At 54.8% G+C, this 16,773-nt stretch carries 13 protein-coding genes; 3 read left to right on the forward strand and 10 right to left on the reverse strand.

Features of this window, described 5'->3' with window-relative positions; translation table 11 throughout:
- Positions 1-57 precede the first annotated feature (57 nt).
- Positions 58-996, forward strand: a complete 939-nt coding sequence (gene fabY, locus ETA_RS01165) for a fatty acid biosynthesis protein FabY (protein ID WP_042958508.1) — start codon at positions 58-60, stop codon at positions 994-996.
- A 7-nt stretch (positions 997-1,003) separates the two neighbouring features.
- Here the strand turns inward: fabY and rluF are convergent, their stop codons facing one another.
- From rluF to gmk, 8 genes are all read right to left on the reverse strand, one after another.
- Positions 1,004-1,885, reverse strand: coding sequence for a 23S rRNA pseudouridine(2604) synthase RluF (gene rluF / locus ETA_RS01170; protein ID WP_012439816.1), 882 nt, complete (start codon positions 1,883-1,885; stop codon positions 1,004-1,006).
- Positions 1,886-1,967: 82 nt separating this feature from the next.
- Positions 1,968-3,650 (reverse strand): AsmA family protein, encoded by a 1,683-nt coding sequence (locus ETA_RS01175; protein WP_042959226.1) that lies wholly within the window; start codon positions 3,648-3,650, stop codon positions 1,968-1,970.
- Positions 3,651-3,772: 122 nt separating this feature from the next.
- The gene (locus tag ETA_RS01180) at positions 3,773-5,161 is read right to left on the reverse strand and encodes a nucleobase:cation symporter-2 family protein (RefSeq protein WP_012439818.1); all 1,389 of its coding nucleotides are present in this window, start codon (positions 5,159-5,161) and stop codon (positions 3,773-3,775) included.
- Between the two features lie 244 nt (positions 5,162-5,405).
- Positions 5,406-7,487 carry an ATP-dependent DNA helicase RecG gene (recG, locus tag ETA_RS01185; protein ID WP_012439819.1) on the reverse strand — a complete coding sequence of 694 codons (2,082 nt, stop codon included), beginning with the start codon at positions 7,485-7,487 and terminating at the stop codon, positions 5,406-5,408.
- Positions 7,487-8,182 (reverse strand): tRNA (guanosine(18)-2'-O)-methyltransferase TrmH, encoded by a 696-nt coding sequence (gene trmH / locus ETA_RS01190; protein ID WP_012439820.1) that lies wholly within the window; start codon positions 8,180-8,182, stop codon positions 7,487-7,489. The genes recG and trmH overlap by 1 nt, the downstream gene beginning before the upstream one ends.
- 96 nt (positions 8,183-8,278) lie before the next feature.
- Entirely contained in the window at positions 8,279-10,402 is a 2,124-nt protein-coding gene (spoT, locus tag ETA_RS01195; RefSeq protein ID WP_012439821.1) for a bifunctional GTP diphosphokinase/guanosine-3',5'-bis pyrophosphate 3'-pyrophosphohydrolase, read from the reverse strand.
- Between the two features lie 19 nt (positions 10,403-10,421).
- On the reverse strand, positions 10,422-10,697 hold the full coding sequence (rpoZ, locus tag ETA_RS01200) for a DNA-directed RNA polymerase subunit omega (RefSeq protein ID WP_004154766.1): 276 nt from the start codon (positions 10,695-10,697) through the stop codon (positions 10,422-10,424).
- Positions 10,698-10,753: 56 nt separating this feature from the next.
- Positions 10,754-11,377, reverse strand: a complete 624-nt coding sequence (gene gmk / locus ETA_RS01205; RefSeq protein ID WP_012439822.1) for a guanylate kinase — start codon at positions 11,375-11,377, stop codon at positions 10,754-10,756.
- Between the two features lie 262 nt (positions 11,378-11,639).
- On the opposite strand from gmk, the gene ligB reads away from it, so the two are divergent.
- Positions 11,640-13,325 (forward strand): NAD-dependent DNA ligase LigB, encoded by a 1,686-nt coding sequence (gene ligB / locus ETA_RS01210; protein ID WP_012439823.1) that lies wholly within the window; start codon positions 11,640-11,642, stop codon positions 13,323-13,325.
- Here the strand turns inward: ligB and ETA_RS01215 are convergent.
- On the reverse strand, positions 13,322-13,939 hold the full coding sequence (locus tag ETA_RS01215; RefSeq protein ID WP_012439824.1) for a trimeric intracellular cation channel family protein: 618 nt from the start codon (positions 13,937-13,939) through the stop codon (positions 13,322-13,324). The genes ligB and ETA_RS01215 overlap by 4 nt on opposite strands.
- Before the next feature lie 464 nt (positions 13,940-14,403).
- Here ETA_RS01215 and ETA_RS01220 point away from each other — a divergent pair, with 464 nt between their 5' ends.
- On the forward strand, positions 14,404-15,048 hold the full coding sequence (locus ETA_RS01220) for a response regulator transcription factor (RefSeq protein ID WP_012439825.1): 645 nt from the start codon (positions 14,404-14,406) through the stop codon (positions 15,046-15,048).
- A gap of 346 nt (positions 15,049-15,394) precedes the next feature.
- Here the strand turns inward: ETA_RS01220 and ETA_RS01225 are convergent, their stop codons facing one another.
- Complete coding sequence (locus tag ETA_RS01225; RefSeq protein WP_012439826.1) at positions 15,395-16,756, reverse strand: MFS transporter; 1,362 nt, start codon at positions 16,754-16,756, stop codon at positions 15,395-15,397.
- Positions 16,757-16,773: the final 17 nt, after the last annotated feature.

A 16,773-nucleotide genomic window follows, 5' to 3' on the forward strand; every position in this document is an offset into this window, starting at 1 on the left:
CAGCTGGCCCAGCGGCAAAGGAATAGCCTGACGGACTTATACAGAGAGAACCATTTTATGTACCACCTCCGCGTGCCGGAAACGGCAGAAGAAATGGATACCTATTACCAGTTCCGTTGGGAAATGCTGCGTAAGCCATTGCATCAGCCGATGGGGTCGGAACGTGATGCCTGGGATGCGCTGGCGCACCATCAGATGGTGGTTGACGAGCAGGGCGATCCGGTTGCCATCGGGCGGCTGTACATCAATGCCGATAACGAAGCGGCTATTCGTTTCCTCGCCGTGCATCCTTCCGTGCGGGGAAAAGGGTTAGGAACGCTGGTGGCGATGACGCTGGAGTCCGTCGCCCGTCAGGAAGGGGTAAAACGCGTGGTCTGTAGCGCACGCGAAGACGCCGTCGACTTCTTTGCCAAACTCGGCTATTTCAATCAGGGGGAGATCACCGCCCCGCAAACCACGCCGGTACGCCATTTCCTGATGATCAAACCGGTGGTGACGCTGGATGATATTTTGCATCGCGCCGACTGGTGCGGCCAGCTACAGCAGGCGTGGTATCAGCATATCCCGCTGAGTGAAAAGATGGGCGTGCGCATCCTGCAATATACCGGGCAGAAATTTGCTACGACTATGCCGGAAACCGGCAACCAGAATCCTCACCATACGCTGTTTGCCGGCAGCCTGTTCTCGCTGGCGACCTTGACCGGCTGGGGGTTGATCTGGCTGCTGCTGCGTGAGCGCCAGCTGGGTGGCACTATTATTCTGGCCGATGCCCATATTCGGTACAGCAAACCCATCAGCGGCAGGCCGGGGGCCGTGGCCAACCTGGGTTCGCTGAGCGGCGACCTCGATCGTCTGGCGCGTGGACGCAAAGCCAGAGTGCAGTTGGAGGTTCAGCTATTTGGTGATGAAGAGTGCGGCGCGGTGTTTGAAGGTGTTTACATTGTGCTGCCCGCCGATCCTGACGGGCCGCTGGAAGAGGGTGGCTGCGGCGTTTAACGCCGTTTCAGCGCCCCTTCTTTTTACGTCCGGGTTGGACAAAACGTTTACGCGCTGCGGCGTTAGCATTACCGCCAGCCTTGGCACCGGCCTTAGCCCCACTGACGGCAGCAGGTTTTTTGGCGCTGCTGGCCTTCGGTTTGGCTTTCTTCGCCGCGCCGTCTTCGGATGACGAGTTTTCAATCAGCTTAAAGAGCTCTATCAGTTCATCATCGGTTAAATCACGCCACTCACCCGGCGGCAGCCCTTTCAGACTGACGTTCATGATACGCGTACGCTCAAGTTTGGTGACCTCATAGCCAAAGTGTTCGCTCATGCGGCGGATCTGGCGATTGAGCCCCTGTACCAGCGTGATGCGAAAGACAAACGTCGACTCCTTCTTCACCTTGCACTTTTTGGTCACCGTTCCCAGCATCGGCACACCGGCACCGAGTCCGCGAATGAACTCCTCGGTGACCGGTTTATTCACCGTGACCAGGTATTCTTTTTCGTGATCGTTGCCGGCGCGCAGGATTTTGTTCACCAGATCGCCGTGGTTGGTGAGGAAAATCAGGCCCTGCGAGTCTTTATCCAGCCGCCCGATAGGGAAAACACGCTTGCTGTGATTAACAAAATCAACGATGTTGTCGCGCTCACCTTCTTCCGTAGTGCTGACGATACCGACCGGTTTATTCAGGGCGATAACCACCAGGTCTTCTTCGTTACGCGGCTCAATAAGCTGACCGTTAACTTTCACCACATCTCCGGCCAATACCCGATCGCCCACTGACGCACGCTTGCCGTTAATAAAAACGTTGCCCTGTTCGATGTAACGGTCGGCATCACGACGTGAGCAGATACCGCTCTCGCCGATGTATTTGTTAAGACGAATAGATGGGTTGGTCAGCATAGTTCCTCCATAAAAAAAGGACTATACCTTACCAATGCGGGGTTGCGAAGTGGAGCGGGGCGGATTGCGCCCCTTTGATGAGTTACTGCGCGCCAGCGACCTGGCCTGCCTTCATGGTCTGCTTAACCGACTTACCGTCTGTGGTGACGGTAAGGGTGCCGTTAACGCTCGGTTTTAGTGCCTGGCCCGCCTGCAGGCTGGCCTGAATGTTCAACTGCATATTGGCGGTGCCCGTCAGCGGCACCTGTGGCCATCCCCAGTCATGTAGCAGATTAGGCGCGACCTGGCGGCCGCGCAGGTCCAGCGACAGCGCGCGCTGCGGCTGCTGGCCCAGCGTTGCCTGCCCTTCCAGCATTCCGTCAGCGCTGAAAGCACTCATTTCAGTCACCCTGATGCTGCTGTCGCCAGCCGTCAGGGCCAGCGACGGATGGCGCAGGTCGACGCGATTAAAGGTGGCTTCGGCGGCATTAACGTTCAGCTCTCCTGACCATATCCCCCACCGACCCTCGCGCGCCATCAGCAGGTTTTTGCCGTTGCCGTCCAGCGCCGTCATCTGGAAGGGGAAGTCCGGGCTAATATCGATAAGCAGATTATGGCTGGCGCTAAGTTTACTGACCTGCACGCTATCGAGCCATGAAGGCAGCGCCTGCATCCAGCGATCGCGCCAGTTGAGCGGCAGGGTATACTCAAGTCCTGCCACCACCAGTTCATCCAGCGTGAGCTTCTTATCGCTGCGCGTCCAGTTACCCTGGGTACGCACCAGGCCGTTGACCCAGCGGGTGCTGAACGAGTTCAGGGCGATACCCTGCGCCGAGAAGGTCATTCTGGCGATGGGATCGTCAAGCTGCATACTGCCGTTGACAAAACTGTTGGCGTTTAACGCCAGCGTGCCGTTCTCGCTCTGCCAGTCGCCGTCGCGTAGCGTCAGGTTTTTCAGCACCAGATCGAGATCGGTCACCGCCCACTCCTTCCCTTCCAGCCGTGCGTCCGTGATGTCCATACGTTCAATATGCAGCGGCGGCAGCGAGCTTAACGGCCGCAGAAAGTCGCTGAATGTCTTATCGCTTTGCAGACGGAGACTGTTAAGGCGCAGGCTGGTGACCTGCCAGCTTCCCTGCGCATTACGCCGGGCGCTGGCGGTGACCGACCCCTGAGCTATATCGGCACCCAGGTTACTGACTATCAGCTGGGAATCTTTCAGGCTACCCTGGATCAGCACATTCGTGGCGGGAATATCGTCCAGCGTCAGAGAACCGGCGCTCAGCTGGAAACGGGCGTCTTTACCGAGCATATCTTCCGCTTCCGGTTTCCACGGCATAATTCCCCCGTCAACCCGCTGCGCCTGTAATCGCCACTTACCCTGGTTATGCGCTAACGCCATCTGGCTAAGTTGAAGGCGATCGGCCTGAAAAGGAAGGGGGAGGCGGTGCGGTGTGATATCAAGCGTGCCCCGATCGAGCCGGATACTGGCAAACCGCCGTGGATGACTGAACTGTATCAGCCCCAGACCGAGTTCGACATGTTGGGCAACCAGTGAGGCGGGTTGGCCATTACGGGAAAAGGAAACGTTATTCAGGATCAGAACGCTGGGCCTGGAAAAGTCATGCTCCATTTTACTGAACGAAAGATTAAAGTCGCTGTTCTCACTGATTTGGCGGCTTGCCCATCCCGCTCCCCACTGGGTTTGCAGAAGCAGGTAGAGCATAAGGGCCACCAGTAACAGCAGTAGCAATAGCGTGAGCAAAACTTTGCCGAGAAACTTCATCGTATCCATCCCTATGCGTTCTGGTAATGGCCTGTTATGCACGAATTATCGTCGTATCTCAACCTGCACGCGGCGTGCGGGCGGAAATTATCCGCCCGCGCGCCGGTTATGCCCGGAACATGCTATTTTTCCTGTGGAAAAACCAGGTTCAGCACGATGGCGGTGATCCCTCCGGCGGCAATGCCGGAGGAGAGCAGCGTTTTCAGCCAGTCTGGCGCAAACTGCAAGATCAGAGGCTGCTGGGACACGCCCAGACCCACCGCCAGTGACAGAGCAATAATCATAATCGCCCGACGGTTCAGCGGCTCACGCGAAACGATGCGCACGCCTGAAGCGGCGATGGTGCCGAACATCACAATGGTTGCTCCGCCGAGTACCGGTTCAGGGATATGCTGCACAAATCCACTCACCGCCGGGAACAGACCCAGCGCCATCAGCATCAGCGCCACGACAAAACCTACGTAGCGGCTGGCAACGCCGGTAAGCTGGATCACGCCGTTATTCTGACCAAAACAGGAGTTAGGGAAAGTATTGAACAGCGCCGAAACACAGGAGTTCAGGCCGTTAGCCAGCACGCCGCCTTTCAGCCGCTTCATATAGAGCGGGCCGCTGACCGGCTGCTCGGAAACGTCGGACGTGGCGGTAATATCGCCAATGGCTTCCAGGGAGGTCACCATAAACACCAGCATCAGCGGAATTAACAGGTTCCAGTCGATGCCCAGCCCGTAATAAAACGGCGTTGGGATAGTGATAAGCGCGCCGTTGGAGGGGGCAGTGTTTTCCGGCAGCATTCCCATCGCCCAGGCGAGTAAATAACCCACCGCCATAGCAATCACCAGCGAGGCAACGCGCAGCCAGGGGTTACGCTGGCGGTTGAGCACAATAATCACCGCCAGCACCGCACCGGCCAGCAGCAGGTTTTTCGGCGCGCCGAAGGTATGATCGTTCATCGCGGCAAAACCGCCGCCGATAGAGGTCAGCCCAACCTGGATTAGCGACAGGCCGATTATCATCACCACAATACCGGAAACCAGCGGTGTAATAACGCGCCGGGCGAGGTGCAGCACGCGGGACAGCGCCATCTCGGTACATGAGGCCAGCATCAGGGTGCCAAACAGCGCGGCCATCATGGTGGGTACGTCCGCGCCGCCATTTTTCAACGCCAGCCCCCCCATAATCAGCGGGGTGACAAAGTTAAAGCTGGTGCCCTGAATCGACAGCAGCCCGGAACCCACCGGCCCCCAGGTTTTGATTTGCAGGATAGACGCCACGCCAGAGGCAAACAGCGACATACTGATGATGTGCTGCGTATCCTTAGCGGGTAACCCGAGCGCCTGACAGATCAGCAGCGCGGGGGTGATCACGGCAACAAACATCGCCAGCAGATGCTGACAGGCGGCAAACAGAGTTTGTGGCAGCGGCGGGCGATCTTCAAGGCGGTAAATCAGTTCGCTTTTATCAGCATTAACAGCGCGCGCTGCTGTGGCAGCGTCTTGGGTTTCAACGGACATTAACAGGCTTCCCCACGGCAATAAAAGAGGCGATTTTAATCTTCTTTAGCGTAAAAGCAATCGTTTGCCATTGGTTGGCTCGCCCAGAGCTACGGATATGCCTGGCGAGCATCGGCGCTAGCTCAAGACGCCTGTAGCGATCTACGGCGGGAAAAGGGGAAGGAAACCTCAGGCAAAAAACGCTTAGTCGCGGCACATCCGGCGGATGCAGGCACGTTGATGGCGCAATTGGGGATGATGCGCATCAGGCGTTGGTATAGCGCTCCGTTTCCGGCAGCCAGCGTTCAATCAGCGCCGCGGCCTGCTCGGGATAATGCTGGTGGATATGACGCGCTACGCGCTGAACTTCCGGGATCAGCGCCTGGTCGCGCAGCAGGTCGGCTACGCGGAATTCGGCATTGCCGGTCTGACGCGTGCCCAGCAGTTCACCGGGGCCGCGGATCTCCAGGTCACACTGGGCTATCACGAAACCATCGTTACTGTCGCGCAGCACCTGTAGGCGCTTCTGCGCGGTTTTGCTCAATGGGGACTTGTACAGCAGCACGCAGTGGGAGGCCACCGCCCCACGCCCCACGCGCCCGCGCAGCTGATGCAGCTGTGCCAGCCCGAGGCGCTCGGGGTTCTCGATAATCATCAGGCTGGCGTTGGGCACATCAACCCCGACCTCAATGACCGTGGTCGCGATCAGCAGGTGGATTTCGCCCTGCTTAAAGGCCTGCATCACCGCCTGCTTTTCTGCTGGCTTCATGCGGCCGTGCACCAGGCCGATAGTCAGTTCCGGCAACGCCAGCTTAAGCTCCTCCCAGGTGGCTTGGGCCGCCTGTGCTTCCAGCAGTTCGGACTCTTCAATCAGCGTACACACCCAGTACGCCTGGCGGCCTTCACTGCCGCAGGCGTCTTTCACACGGGTAATGATATCCGCGCGCCGCGTATCGGGAATAGCCACCGTGGTCACCGGGGTACGGCCCGGCGGCAGCTCGTCGATGGTGGACGTATCAAGATCGGCGTAGGCCGTCATTGCCAGCGTTCGTGGGATCGGCGTGGCGGTCATAATCAGCTGATGAGGGTGAAATCCCTGTTCTTCGCCTTTTTCCCATAGCGCCAGACGCTGGTGGACGCCAAAGCGGTGCTGCTCATCGATGATCACCAGCGCCAGGCCATTAAACTGCACCTGCTCCTGGAAAATAGCGTGGGTGCCGACAATCATTGAGACCTGGCCGCTGGCAATGGCCTCCTGCTGCGCCTGGCGTGCCTTACCCTTCTGCTTCCCTGCCAGCCAGCCGACTTCCAGCCCTAGCGGCGCAAACCACTGACGGAAATTATTGGCATGCTGCTCGGCCAGCAGTTCGGTCGGAGCCATCAGTGCGACCTGCTTGCCCCAGGCAATGACGTTTAACGCCGTCAGCGCCGCCACCAGCGTTTTACCCGAACCGACGTCGCCCTGCACCAGGCGCATCATCGGATAATCGTGGGCCAGATCCTCTTCTATCTCACGTACCACCCTCTGCTGGGCAGAAGTAGGGCGGAAAGGCAACGCGGCAAGCAGCCGATCGCTTAACTGATGGCGGGGCGACATCGGCAACGCGTGATAGCGCTGGGCGCCGGCACGCACCGCCAGCATGCTGAGGTTATGCGCCAGCAATTCTTCCATAATCAGACGGCGCTGCGCCGGGTGCGTTCCGCTGTCGAGATCGGCCAGTGCCATATCCGGCGGCGGGCGATGCAGGGTGCGCAGGGCATCCGACAGGCTGATCAAGCCCCGGCTTAATTCCGGCGGCAGCAGTTCGGCAATCGCGCTGGTATCCAGCAGGCTTAATGCCTGCTCGGTCAGATTACGTAACGTTGCCTGGCGCACGCCTTCAGTGGTTGAATAGACCGGCGTCAGCGTTTCCTGCAACTCGGTGACGCTGTGTTCACCCTGAACCTTATACTCAGGATGAATGATCTCGGCTCCGCGCTGCCCACGTTTAATCTCCCCGTAAGCGGTAACCTTGCGGCCCACGGCCAGGCTATTTTTCATTCCGGCATTGAAGTTAAAAAAACGCAGCGTCAGCGTGCCGGTGCCATCGCCAATCTGACAGGTCAGCATACGACGGCGGCCGAATGAGATATCGCTGTGCAGCACTTCCCCCTCAACCGTGGCGTAAATCCCCGGAAGCAGGTCGTTGATCGCGTAAAGCTGGGTACGATCTTCGTAGCGCATGGGCAGATGCAGCAGCAGATCTTGTACCGTGACCAGACCAAGCCTGGCCAGTTTCGCCGCCTGGCTGGCTCCAACACCGGTCAGGGTATTAAGCGGCACGGCGTCCAGCAGGCGGCCCTGCATTATTTACGCGCCTTCGACTGCATGGCTGCCCACCATTCGGGGGCGGCAACCACCTCACCGCGATCGTTAATTTCAGGATAGGGCAGCCCTTTGTGTTTCGCTACGCGAGCCAGCACCGGATAGCCGCCTTCAAATAACAGTCGCTGCTGCTCGCTGTATTCCAGCGAGCTTTCTTCACGCAGGTACATACCGGCATTTTGCCGCTGGCGCTGGGCCTCATACAGGATGAGGGCAGAGGCTACGGAAACGTTCAGTGATTGCACCATGCCGATCATCGGAATAATGATGTCACGATCGGCCAACTCTAGCGCTTCCTGGGTAATGCCGGTTTTTTCCTGCCCCATCAGAATACAGGTTGGGCGGGTGTAATCGACTTCGCGGAAATCGACCGCTTTCTCAGAAAGATGGGTTGCCAGAATCTGCATATTCTGGCCTTTAAGACAGGAGACCGCGTCGGCAATTGAACGATGGGTTTTAACCTGAACCCAGCTGTTACTCCCGGCGGCAGAAGAGACCATCGTGCGCATGCGGCTACCCGGCCAGACGGCGTGAACTTCATGCACTCCGATGGCATCGGCGGTACGGATCACCGCAGAAACGTTATGAGGCTTGTGTACCTGCTCCATACAGACCGTTAAATCGTGCTGGCGTGCGGCAAGCATGGCGCGGATACGGGCATAACGTTGAGCGTTCATGCGAAAACGGACTCCCTAAAATAAGTAAAAACGCCAGCGACCGAGCAACCGGTTATCGGGGGGAGGGCTGAGACAGGGATAGCCCTGTCTCATTCCTTAATTGCGGTTGCGGTGCACTTTTATCACATCCGGCATCACACGGATTTTACGCATGATATTAGCCAGATGGACGCGATCGCGTGCGGTCAGACGGATAAATGCGCTGTAAACACGGCCATCTTTTTCTTCAGTATTCAGGCTCTGAATATTAGAAGCTGCGGTGTTAATCGCCGCCGTCAGATTGGCCAGCGCGCCCTGATGATTAAACATATCGACCTTGATTTCGGCAACAAACTCCTGTTCCGTTACCTTATCCCACTCGACCGCCATATATTTTTCCGGCTCTTTCTGATAGCCACGGATGTTACGGCAGGATTCGTGGTGCACCACCAGGCCTTTACCCGGACTGACGTGCGCGACAATCGGGTCGCCGGGGATCGGGCGGCAGCATTTGGCAAAGGTGATCAGTACTCCGTCTGCGCCCTTAATGGGCAGCTTACTGCGCGACTTACCGGGGCTGGCAGGGCCGACTGGCGGAACGTTTGGCTCATTCTGCTGCAGATTTTTTGCCACCACCACGCTCATGGCATTGCCCAGGCCGATTTCAGCTAACAGATCGTCAAGCGATGCCAGCTTCATACGCTCAAGCTCGTGCTGCACATTGGCTGCCGGGATCTCTGCCAGCTTGCGGCTGCCGCCAAGCGCATGGTTGAGCAGGCGTCGGCCGAGACTAACGGAATCATCACGCTTGAGGTTTTTTAATAGCTGACGGATTTTGGCTCGCGCTTTGGAACTGACGACAAAGTTCAGCCATGCTGCGTTCGGGCGGGCTCCCGGCGCGGTAATGATCTCTACCGTCTGGCCGCTGGTGAGCGCCTGCGACAGCGGATAAGGCTGTCGGTCGACGCGCGCGCCTACACAGGCATGGCCAATGTCGGTATGAACCGCGTAGGCGAAGTCCACCGGTGTGGCCCCGGCGGGCAGTTCAACGATGCGCCCTTCAGGCGTGAAAACGTAAATTTCATCCGGGAAAAGGTCGGATTTGACGCTTTCGATAAATTCAAACGAACTTCCGGCGCTTTGCTGCAATTCCAGCAGGCTCTGCAACCAGCGTTGAGCGCGGATTTGCGCCGTGGTGCTGCTTTCGCCCTGTTCTTTATAAGCCCAGTGTGCCGCCACGCCCATTTCTGCCATTTGATCCATATCTTCCGTACGGATCTGGACCTCTACCGGCACGCCGTGTGGGCCGATCATGGACGTATGCAATGACTGATAGCCGTTGGCTTTAGGGATCGCGATATAATCTTTCACGCGGCCCGGACGCGGTTTATACAGGTTGTGCATCTGGCCGAGAACGCGGTAACAGGTATCCACATCACGCACGATCACCCGAAAAGCGTAAATATCCATAATTGAATGGAAGCGCTGCTCTTTCAGGTGCATTTTGCAGTAGATGGAGTAGAGATGTTTCTCACGGCCGCTGACGCGGCAGCCAATACCGGCTTCTTCAAGGCGACCGTCGATTTCCGAAAGGATTTTTTGAATCATCTCTTTACGGTTGCCACGGGCGGCTTTCACCACTTCTTTAATCACACGATAGCGGTTCGGATAAAGGGCTTCAAAGCCCAACTCTTCCAGCTCGGTTTTTAGGTGATGAATGCCCAGTCGATGTGCCAGAGGGCTGTAAATTTCCAGCGTTTCCAACGCGATACGACGTTTTTTATCCGGACGCAGTGCGCCGAGGGTACGCATATTGTGCGTTCGGTCGGCCAGCTTGATCAGAATGACGCGGATATCTTGCACCATCGCCATAATCATCTTGCGGAAGTTTTCTGCCTGGGCTTCTTTTTTATCGCGGAACTTCAGCTTATCGAGTTTAGAAACCCCTTCTACCAGTTCAGCAACGGTCTGTCCGAACAGCTGTTCCATATCCTGATAGGTGGCGGGGGTGTCTTCGATAACATCGTGCAGCAGCGCAGCCATGAGCGTTTCATGGTCGAGCTTCATCTCCGCGAGGATACATGCTACGGCAACCGGATGGGTGATATAGGGCTCACCGCTGGAGCGTGTCTGTCCCTCGTGAGCATCACGTGCGACAAGATAAGCTTGCTTGAGGCGCTTTATCTGCTCCTCAGGCAAGTATTTTTCAATCAGTTGATTGAGACTTTCAAACAGGTACAAGGCAGACCTTCACAGAGAATTAACGTCGGCCTTCAGCGATAGCGGTAACAGCCTGCAATTCTGCGGCTTCCTGCTCATGCTGTTCCTGGCGATCGCGCACGTCGAGGATCTGATTAGTAATCAGACCTTCTTCGATTTCACGCAGCGCAATAACGGTAGATTTATCGTTTTCTTCAGGAACCAGTGGATCTTTACCACCAACCTGCATCTGACGTGCGCGACGAGCTGCTACCAGAACCAGGTCAAAACGGTTACCAATTTTTTCTACTGCGTCCTGTACGGTTACGCGTGCCATAAGTGTGATACTCCACGGGAGGTGACGAAAAGACTGGGCATCATACTGAGTTGTCCTCAATCTGCCAATAGTTTGCTGATTAAAGCATCATGGCGGGCTTTTTGACGGCCCATACGCAGACGCTCAGCGCGAATGATGTTTTTCAGGTCTGACAGCGCCAGGTCGAAATCATCGTTCACAATCAGGTAATCATACTCTGCGTAATGGCTCATTTCAGCAACGGCCTGAGTCATACGTTTGGTGATAACTTCTTCGCTGTCCTGGCCGCGGCCACGCAGGCGACGGTCCAGTTCGTCTTTCGACGGCGGCAGCACGAAAATACTGCGTGCTGTCGGCATTTTTTCTCGGATTTGTTTCGCGCCCTGCCAGTCTATATCAAGAAAAACATCAACACCGGTTGCTAAAACTTGCTCAATGCTTTTACGTGAAGTGCCGTAATAATTGCCAAACACTTCGGCATGTTCGAGAAAGGCATCCTCGCTAATCATACCGCGGAACTCGTCGTGGTTGACGAAGTAATAGTGTTCACCGTGTACTTCACCCGGCCTGATGCCACGCGTGGTATGCGAAACAGATACCTGCGTATCGTACAGCGGCTGCGTTTTTAACAGCGCCTGAATCAGGCTGGATTTACCCGCGCCGCTGGGGGCGGAAACAATAAAAAGTGTGCCTTGAGCCATGATTATTCTTGATATGCCAATAAAGCGGAGTCTACTTCCTGCACAGTATACACAGATGCGGCCCGTGATGCAGCGTTTAGGGTCTTCCCCGGCGTTATTTATCTGTCACTGAGTCACGCTACGCAAATATTTTTGTGCCGGATGATGTTTGCATAAAAAAGGCTGGAGCCGCTTTCAGTCATGCACTTTTGTCCCTCGCACCGTTCTTTCTACTGCGCTTTACTGCCTGACATCATCATGAATATATGCAGGAGAAGCCGCAATGAAATATGCCATTTTGGCCGCCTGGCTGTTCAGTAGCGCAATACAGGCGCAGTGCCCGGTTTGGTCTGCTTCGCGTGCTGATGCGGAAATCAGCGCATTGCAGGCGCAGTTAGAAAAGTGGGACGACGCCTATTATCGACGTGGGGAGTCTCCGATACCCGATGAGCAATACGATACCCTGCACGGCAAACTGCGGCAGTGGCAACGATGTTTTTCTCCTGCCAGCGATTTACGGAAGCCTTTGCTTAAAACCGACGGTAAAGTTTTGCATCCTGTTTCCCACATGAGAGTCAAAAAGCTTCCCGATAAAACGGCGCTGACGCGCTGGATGGCAAGGCGAAGCGGGCTGTGGGTTCAGCCAAAAATAGACGGCGTAGCGGTCTCGTTACTCTATCGTGATGGTCAACTGGAGCAGATGATCAGCCGGGGAGATGGCGTCAGAGGGGAGGACTGGACGGAAAAAGCACGGCTGATCCCCGATATTCCAAAATTCATTCCTCATTCCATGCGGGTGCAGGTTTTCCAGGGAGAGCTCTACCTCAAGATGACCGATCATCGACAGGCCATCAATGGGGGAAAAAATGCGCGATCTGCCGTTGCGGGGGCGCTGATGGCGAAAGCGCCCGCACCACTACTGCAACAGATTGGGTTCTTCGTCTGGGAATGGCCGGATGGGCCGACTTCTCTGGCCCAGCGCCTGACGGAGACCCGTAGCCTGGGGTTCCCTGACATCAGTGCCTGGACCCACCGGGTAGATAATGTGGATGAGGTAGAGAGCTGGCGGGAACGCTGGTTTCACCAACCCTTACCGTTTGTCACTGATGGCATTGTCGTACACAGCATTCCGACGCGGCGCGGTAGCGACTGGCTTCCTGAATTCGGCGAATGGGTCATTGCATGGAAATACGCTCCGCCGGAAGCGACCGCCGAAGTCCGATCGGTTGAGTTTGCTATTGGCCGTACCGGCCGAGTCAACGTTGTCTTGAATCTGCTGCCCGTGCAGCTTGGGGATAAACGTATCAGCCGAGTCAGCGTGGGTTCGATCGAAAATTGGAAACAAACCGATGTGATAGCAGGGGATCAGGTGAGTATCAGCCTGGCCGGCCTGGGCGCTCCCCGTCTGGACAAGGTTCTCTGGCGGGTAGCAGAGCGGGCTTATCCCCCCCAGCCTGATGCCGCACAATTTAATAGCGTGAGCTGCTTTCACCTTACGCCGCAATGCCGTCAGCAGTTTCTGGCCAGGCTGGAATGGTTGGGCGGCAAATCGGTATTAAACCTGGTCGGCACGGGTCGCCAAACCTGGCAGCAGTTGATTCAGTCGGGCAGCATGGTGCACATATTCTCGTGGCTGGCCCTGACGAAAGAACAGCTAGAAGCCGTGCCGGGCATCGGAGAGCAAAGGGCACAACTATTCTGGCAACAGTTCAAGCTAAGCCGCCAACTTCCCTTTAAGCGCTGGGTTAAAGCGTTGGGGGTGCCAATACCAGAAAAGGCATTGAATACGCTGACAGATGATAATTGGCAACCGCTGGTGTCACGTCGTCTCCAGGAGTGGCAGCAGCTGCCCGGCGTCGGACGTAAACTGGCTGGGAAAATCGTCTCTTTTCTCCAGCAGCGCGAGGTACGCCAGCTTATCGAAGGATTAGAACCACCTTTGATTACTCCTGTGCCGGGAGATAATTAATGATCGTTATGCGGGTAGTTAAACACAGGTAAGCCCAGTTTAAAGCGCAAGGCCAGTAGTCGAGCGATGAATCCAGTCAGCAGCGTAATAACGATCACCGTTTCCAGTGAAAGAGAGGTTTTCAGCAGCAGTATGTAAACCCAGCCAGAGGCGAAAGCGATACCCGCGTATATTTCTTTCTGAAAAACCAGTGGGATTTGATTACAAAACATATCGCGCAGTACGCCGCCAAACACCCCGGTAACCACGGCGCTGATCGCGGCAATAATACCAGCATGCCCCATATCCAGCGCAACCTGTGCGCCAATAATGGAAAATACCGCCAGCCCCAATGCGTCCAGCACCAGAAATACCTTGCGTAGATGTGGCATCAGAGGCGCGACTAACGTGGTAACAACGGCGGCAGCGGCAACAATCATGATGTATTCAGGGTGTTTGACCCAACCTAGTGGGTAATGCCCCAGCAGCATATCGCGCACCGAGCCTCCGCCGATTGCAGTGACGGAAGCAATGATGATCACGCCAAACATGTCCATCTTACGACGTCCTGCGGCTAGTGCTCCGGTCATGGCTTCCGCCGTGATGCCAATGATGTAAAGGACAGTGAGTAACATAGCTAACTCCATAAAATCAGGCTGCAATCCTAAGGTGTTCCGCCAGGAACGGCGACCGAAATTTTGTGATGGTTGAATAAATGTTCCAGACGCGCATCCTCTGGTAGAAAAACATGCCTTCGGTAGAGGGGGCTGGAGAGTGGCCTGGTCACTTGGCCGTATTCGAATGATACGATGCGATAAAGTTGCGACAGAGTATCGGCGTCGAGCGGCTAATATTCCCGGATTGCCATTCTGATTAGATAATCTGAATGTATGTTAAAAATTCTATCAAGTTTTATAATATAACTGGAATTATCATGGTTTATTCTGATTGTTTCTTCCGTTAATTATATTTCACCTGTTTCCATTCTGGTTTTTATATTTATTGCAAACCGCTTGCCATCCGATGCGGGACGGAATTAGTATATTTAACTCATTATTTATTTCTTCAGGCTAGTCATGATGAAGCATATGGAGGTTGTATGTATAGCAGATTCACGGTGGCGGTTTCTGATGACCATCCACATATAATTCATTCACTGAAAATGCTTTTTTCAAAAAACGATCGGTTTACCCTTGCCACCGCAACAGTATGCGGTAAAGATTTATTGGCTGTTCTTGCGTCGGAACAAACGGATATCGTTATCACTGATTTCTCTTTAAGCTCTAAACATTCAGCAATTGATGGTTTTGCTAAAATACGTGCCTTAAGCGGCCGTTTCCCGCTGGTCAGGATCGTCTTGCTAACGTCACAAAAAAATATAGCAATACTCAGTAAAACATGCGACTACGGGGTTAAGGCTATCGTGAGTAAGTCAGATCCGGTGGAGGATACGGTCATTGCATGCCATCATGTGATGAGTCAAAATGATTATTATTTTTCATCCTCGCTGATCGACATTAAGAGTTATTTGTCAAAGAGTGGCGAAAAAGGAAATAGCCTTACCCCTAAAGAGTTGGAAGTGATTAGGTTGTTTTCAACCGGATACACGCTCTCAGAGATAGCACGGCGTCAGAATAGAACAATTAGTACCATTTCCACCCAGAAGTATAACGCTATGCGGCGTCTTGGCGTCTCTTCTAACGTCGAACTAATACGTTACGCATATGCGCAAGGCTTAATATGAATCCGCTAAATTATGAACAACCCTTCAGTTTACTTGAATACTCAAACCATTAAAAAAATCTCACTGAGATAAAGTCATATTAAAGTTAATAAAAGAGTAGATTCAAAAAACGTCTACGATATCTCTTGTCCGATTCTGCAATCCATATTTATCAATGTGATCAATGTCGTTCTGTAGCTAATATCCTGATTATAATCATATATTTTACGTGTTAAGTCCGGTTTTGGCAGTACTGCCTGTTCCCGGATTAACGCGAGATGTCCATTGCGGCGCTAAAATCATGCCATACATTGGGGGCATGATTTTAGCACTTAGCATAAACAACCGATCGGAAACGGCACCAACGTTACAGTTTCTCCCATGCCTTTTTAAGGCCGGTTTCCTCGTCGGGATCCGCACCTTGCAGGATCGCGGCTTCTTCTTCTTCAGCAACAGGCTCGGTATCAAATGACGGCATGGTTTCCTCAATCATCTGCTCATCAAACGCCGGGTTAAGTGCCGGAGAAAGTGGCGAACTCATCAGGCTGTCTGGCATCGCGATATGAGGAACCGGAGCATCCTCGACAAACTGGGCCTCGTCTTTTTTAACCGCCCGGCTCAGAGCAACAATCAGCAGGCCGCACAGGGCAAAGAACGCATACAGCGTATTTCCTCCGAGAGGCTCAAGCAGCAACCCAACTACCAGTGGGCCAATACTGGCACCTACGCCGAATGCCATCAGTAGACAGGCTGCCAGCGAAACGCGTCGTTCAGGTTCAATCAGGTCATTGGCCAGCGCAACGGCCAGCGGGTAGAGCGAGAACAGCAACATGCTGACGATAAATCCGAGGGCTAGTAACAGTGTGAAGCCAAGCTGTGTCAGTAGCGCCAGCGGAAGGGCGGCAACGGCCAGCATGACCGCATTCAGGCGCAGCAGGCGAGTTCGATTGTAACGGTCGGACAGCCAGCTTAGGGGAAACTGGGCAACCAGCCCGGCGAAAATGGCGATAGCCATAAACAGGCCGGTTTGCCCGGTGGTTAGCGCCTGCTGACTGGCATAGACCGGTGCCAGTCCATAGAAGGAGCCAACCGCCATGCCGATAGCCAATGTGGTCGCCAGAACTTTCGGGATAGCTCCAATAAAGTAGCGTAACTCCATCGGCGCCGGTGAAAGCTGGCGTGCATGGGTACGAGTGGTGAGTGCGATAGGCACCAGACATAGAGCAAAACAGAGCGCAATTAGGAGCAGCGTGCTGAGGCCGAGATCGGTTTGTAGCATGAGCACAACCTGCCCCAGCGACATCCCGAGATAGGTGGCGACCATATAACAGCCAAACACTTTCCCGCGCTGTTCAGACTCAGATTGATCGTTCAGCCAGCTCTCCAGCACCATGTACTGGCACATCATACACATGCCGATGATAAGCCGTAGCCCAATCCACGCGGGTATATATCCGGTCAACCCGTGCCCCAGAACGGCGGCGGTGATTATCCCTGCACAGGAAACATAGGCACGAATATGGCCAACGCGCGCAATCAGAAAGTGGCCGACTTTTCCGCCAATCACCAGGCCGATATAGTTTGCGGCAATAATTGCGCCGATCAAAGCCCCTGACACGTGAGCTGATGTCAGACGCAGGGAAACATAGGTGGTTAGCAACCCGGACCCGAGCAGCATTAACAGCGTAGTGGTATAAAGCGGGAAGAACACACCTAACGTCTTATTCACTCATCCTCCGGTTGTTG

The sequence above is a fragment of the Erwinia tasmaniensis Et1/99 genome (genome assembly GCF_000026185.1).
Lineage (GTDB): Bacteria > Pseudomonadota > Gammaproteobacteria > Enterobacterales > Enterobacteriaceae > Erwinia > Erwinia tasmaniensis.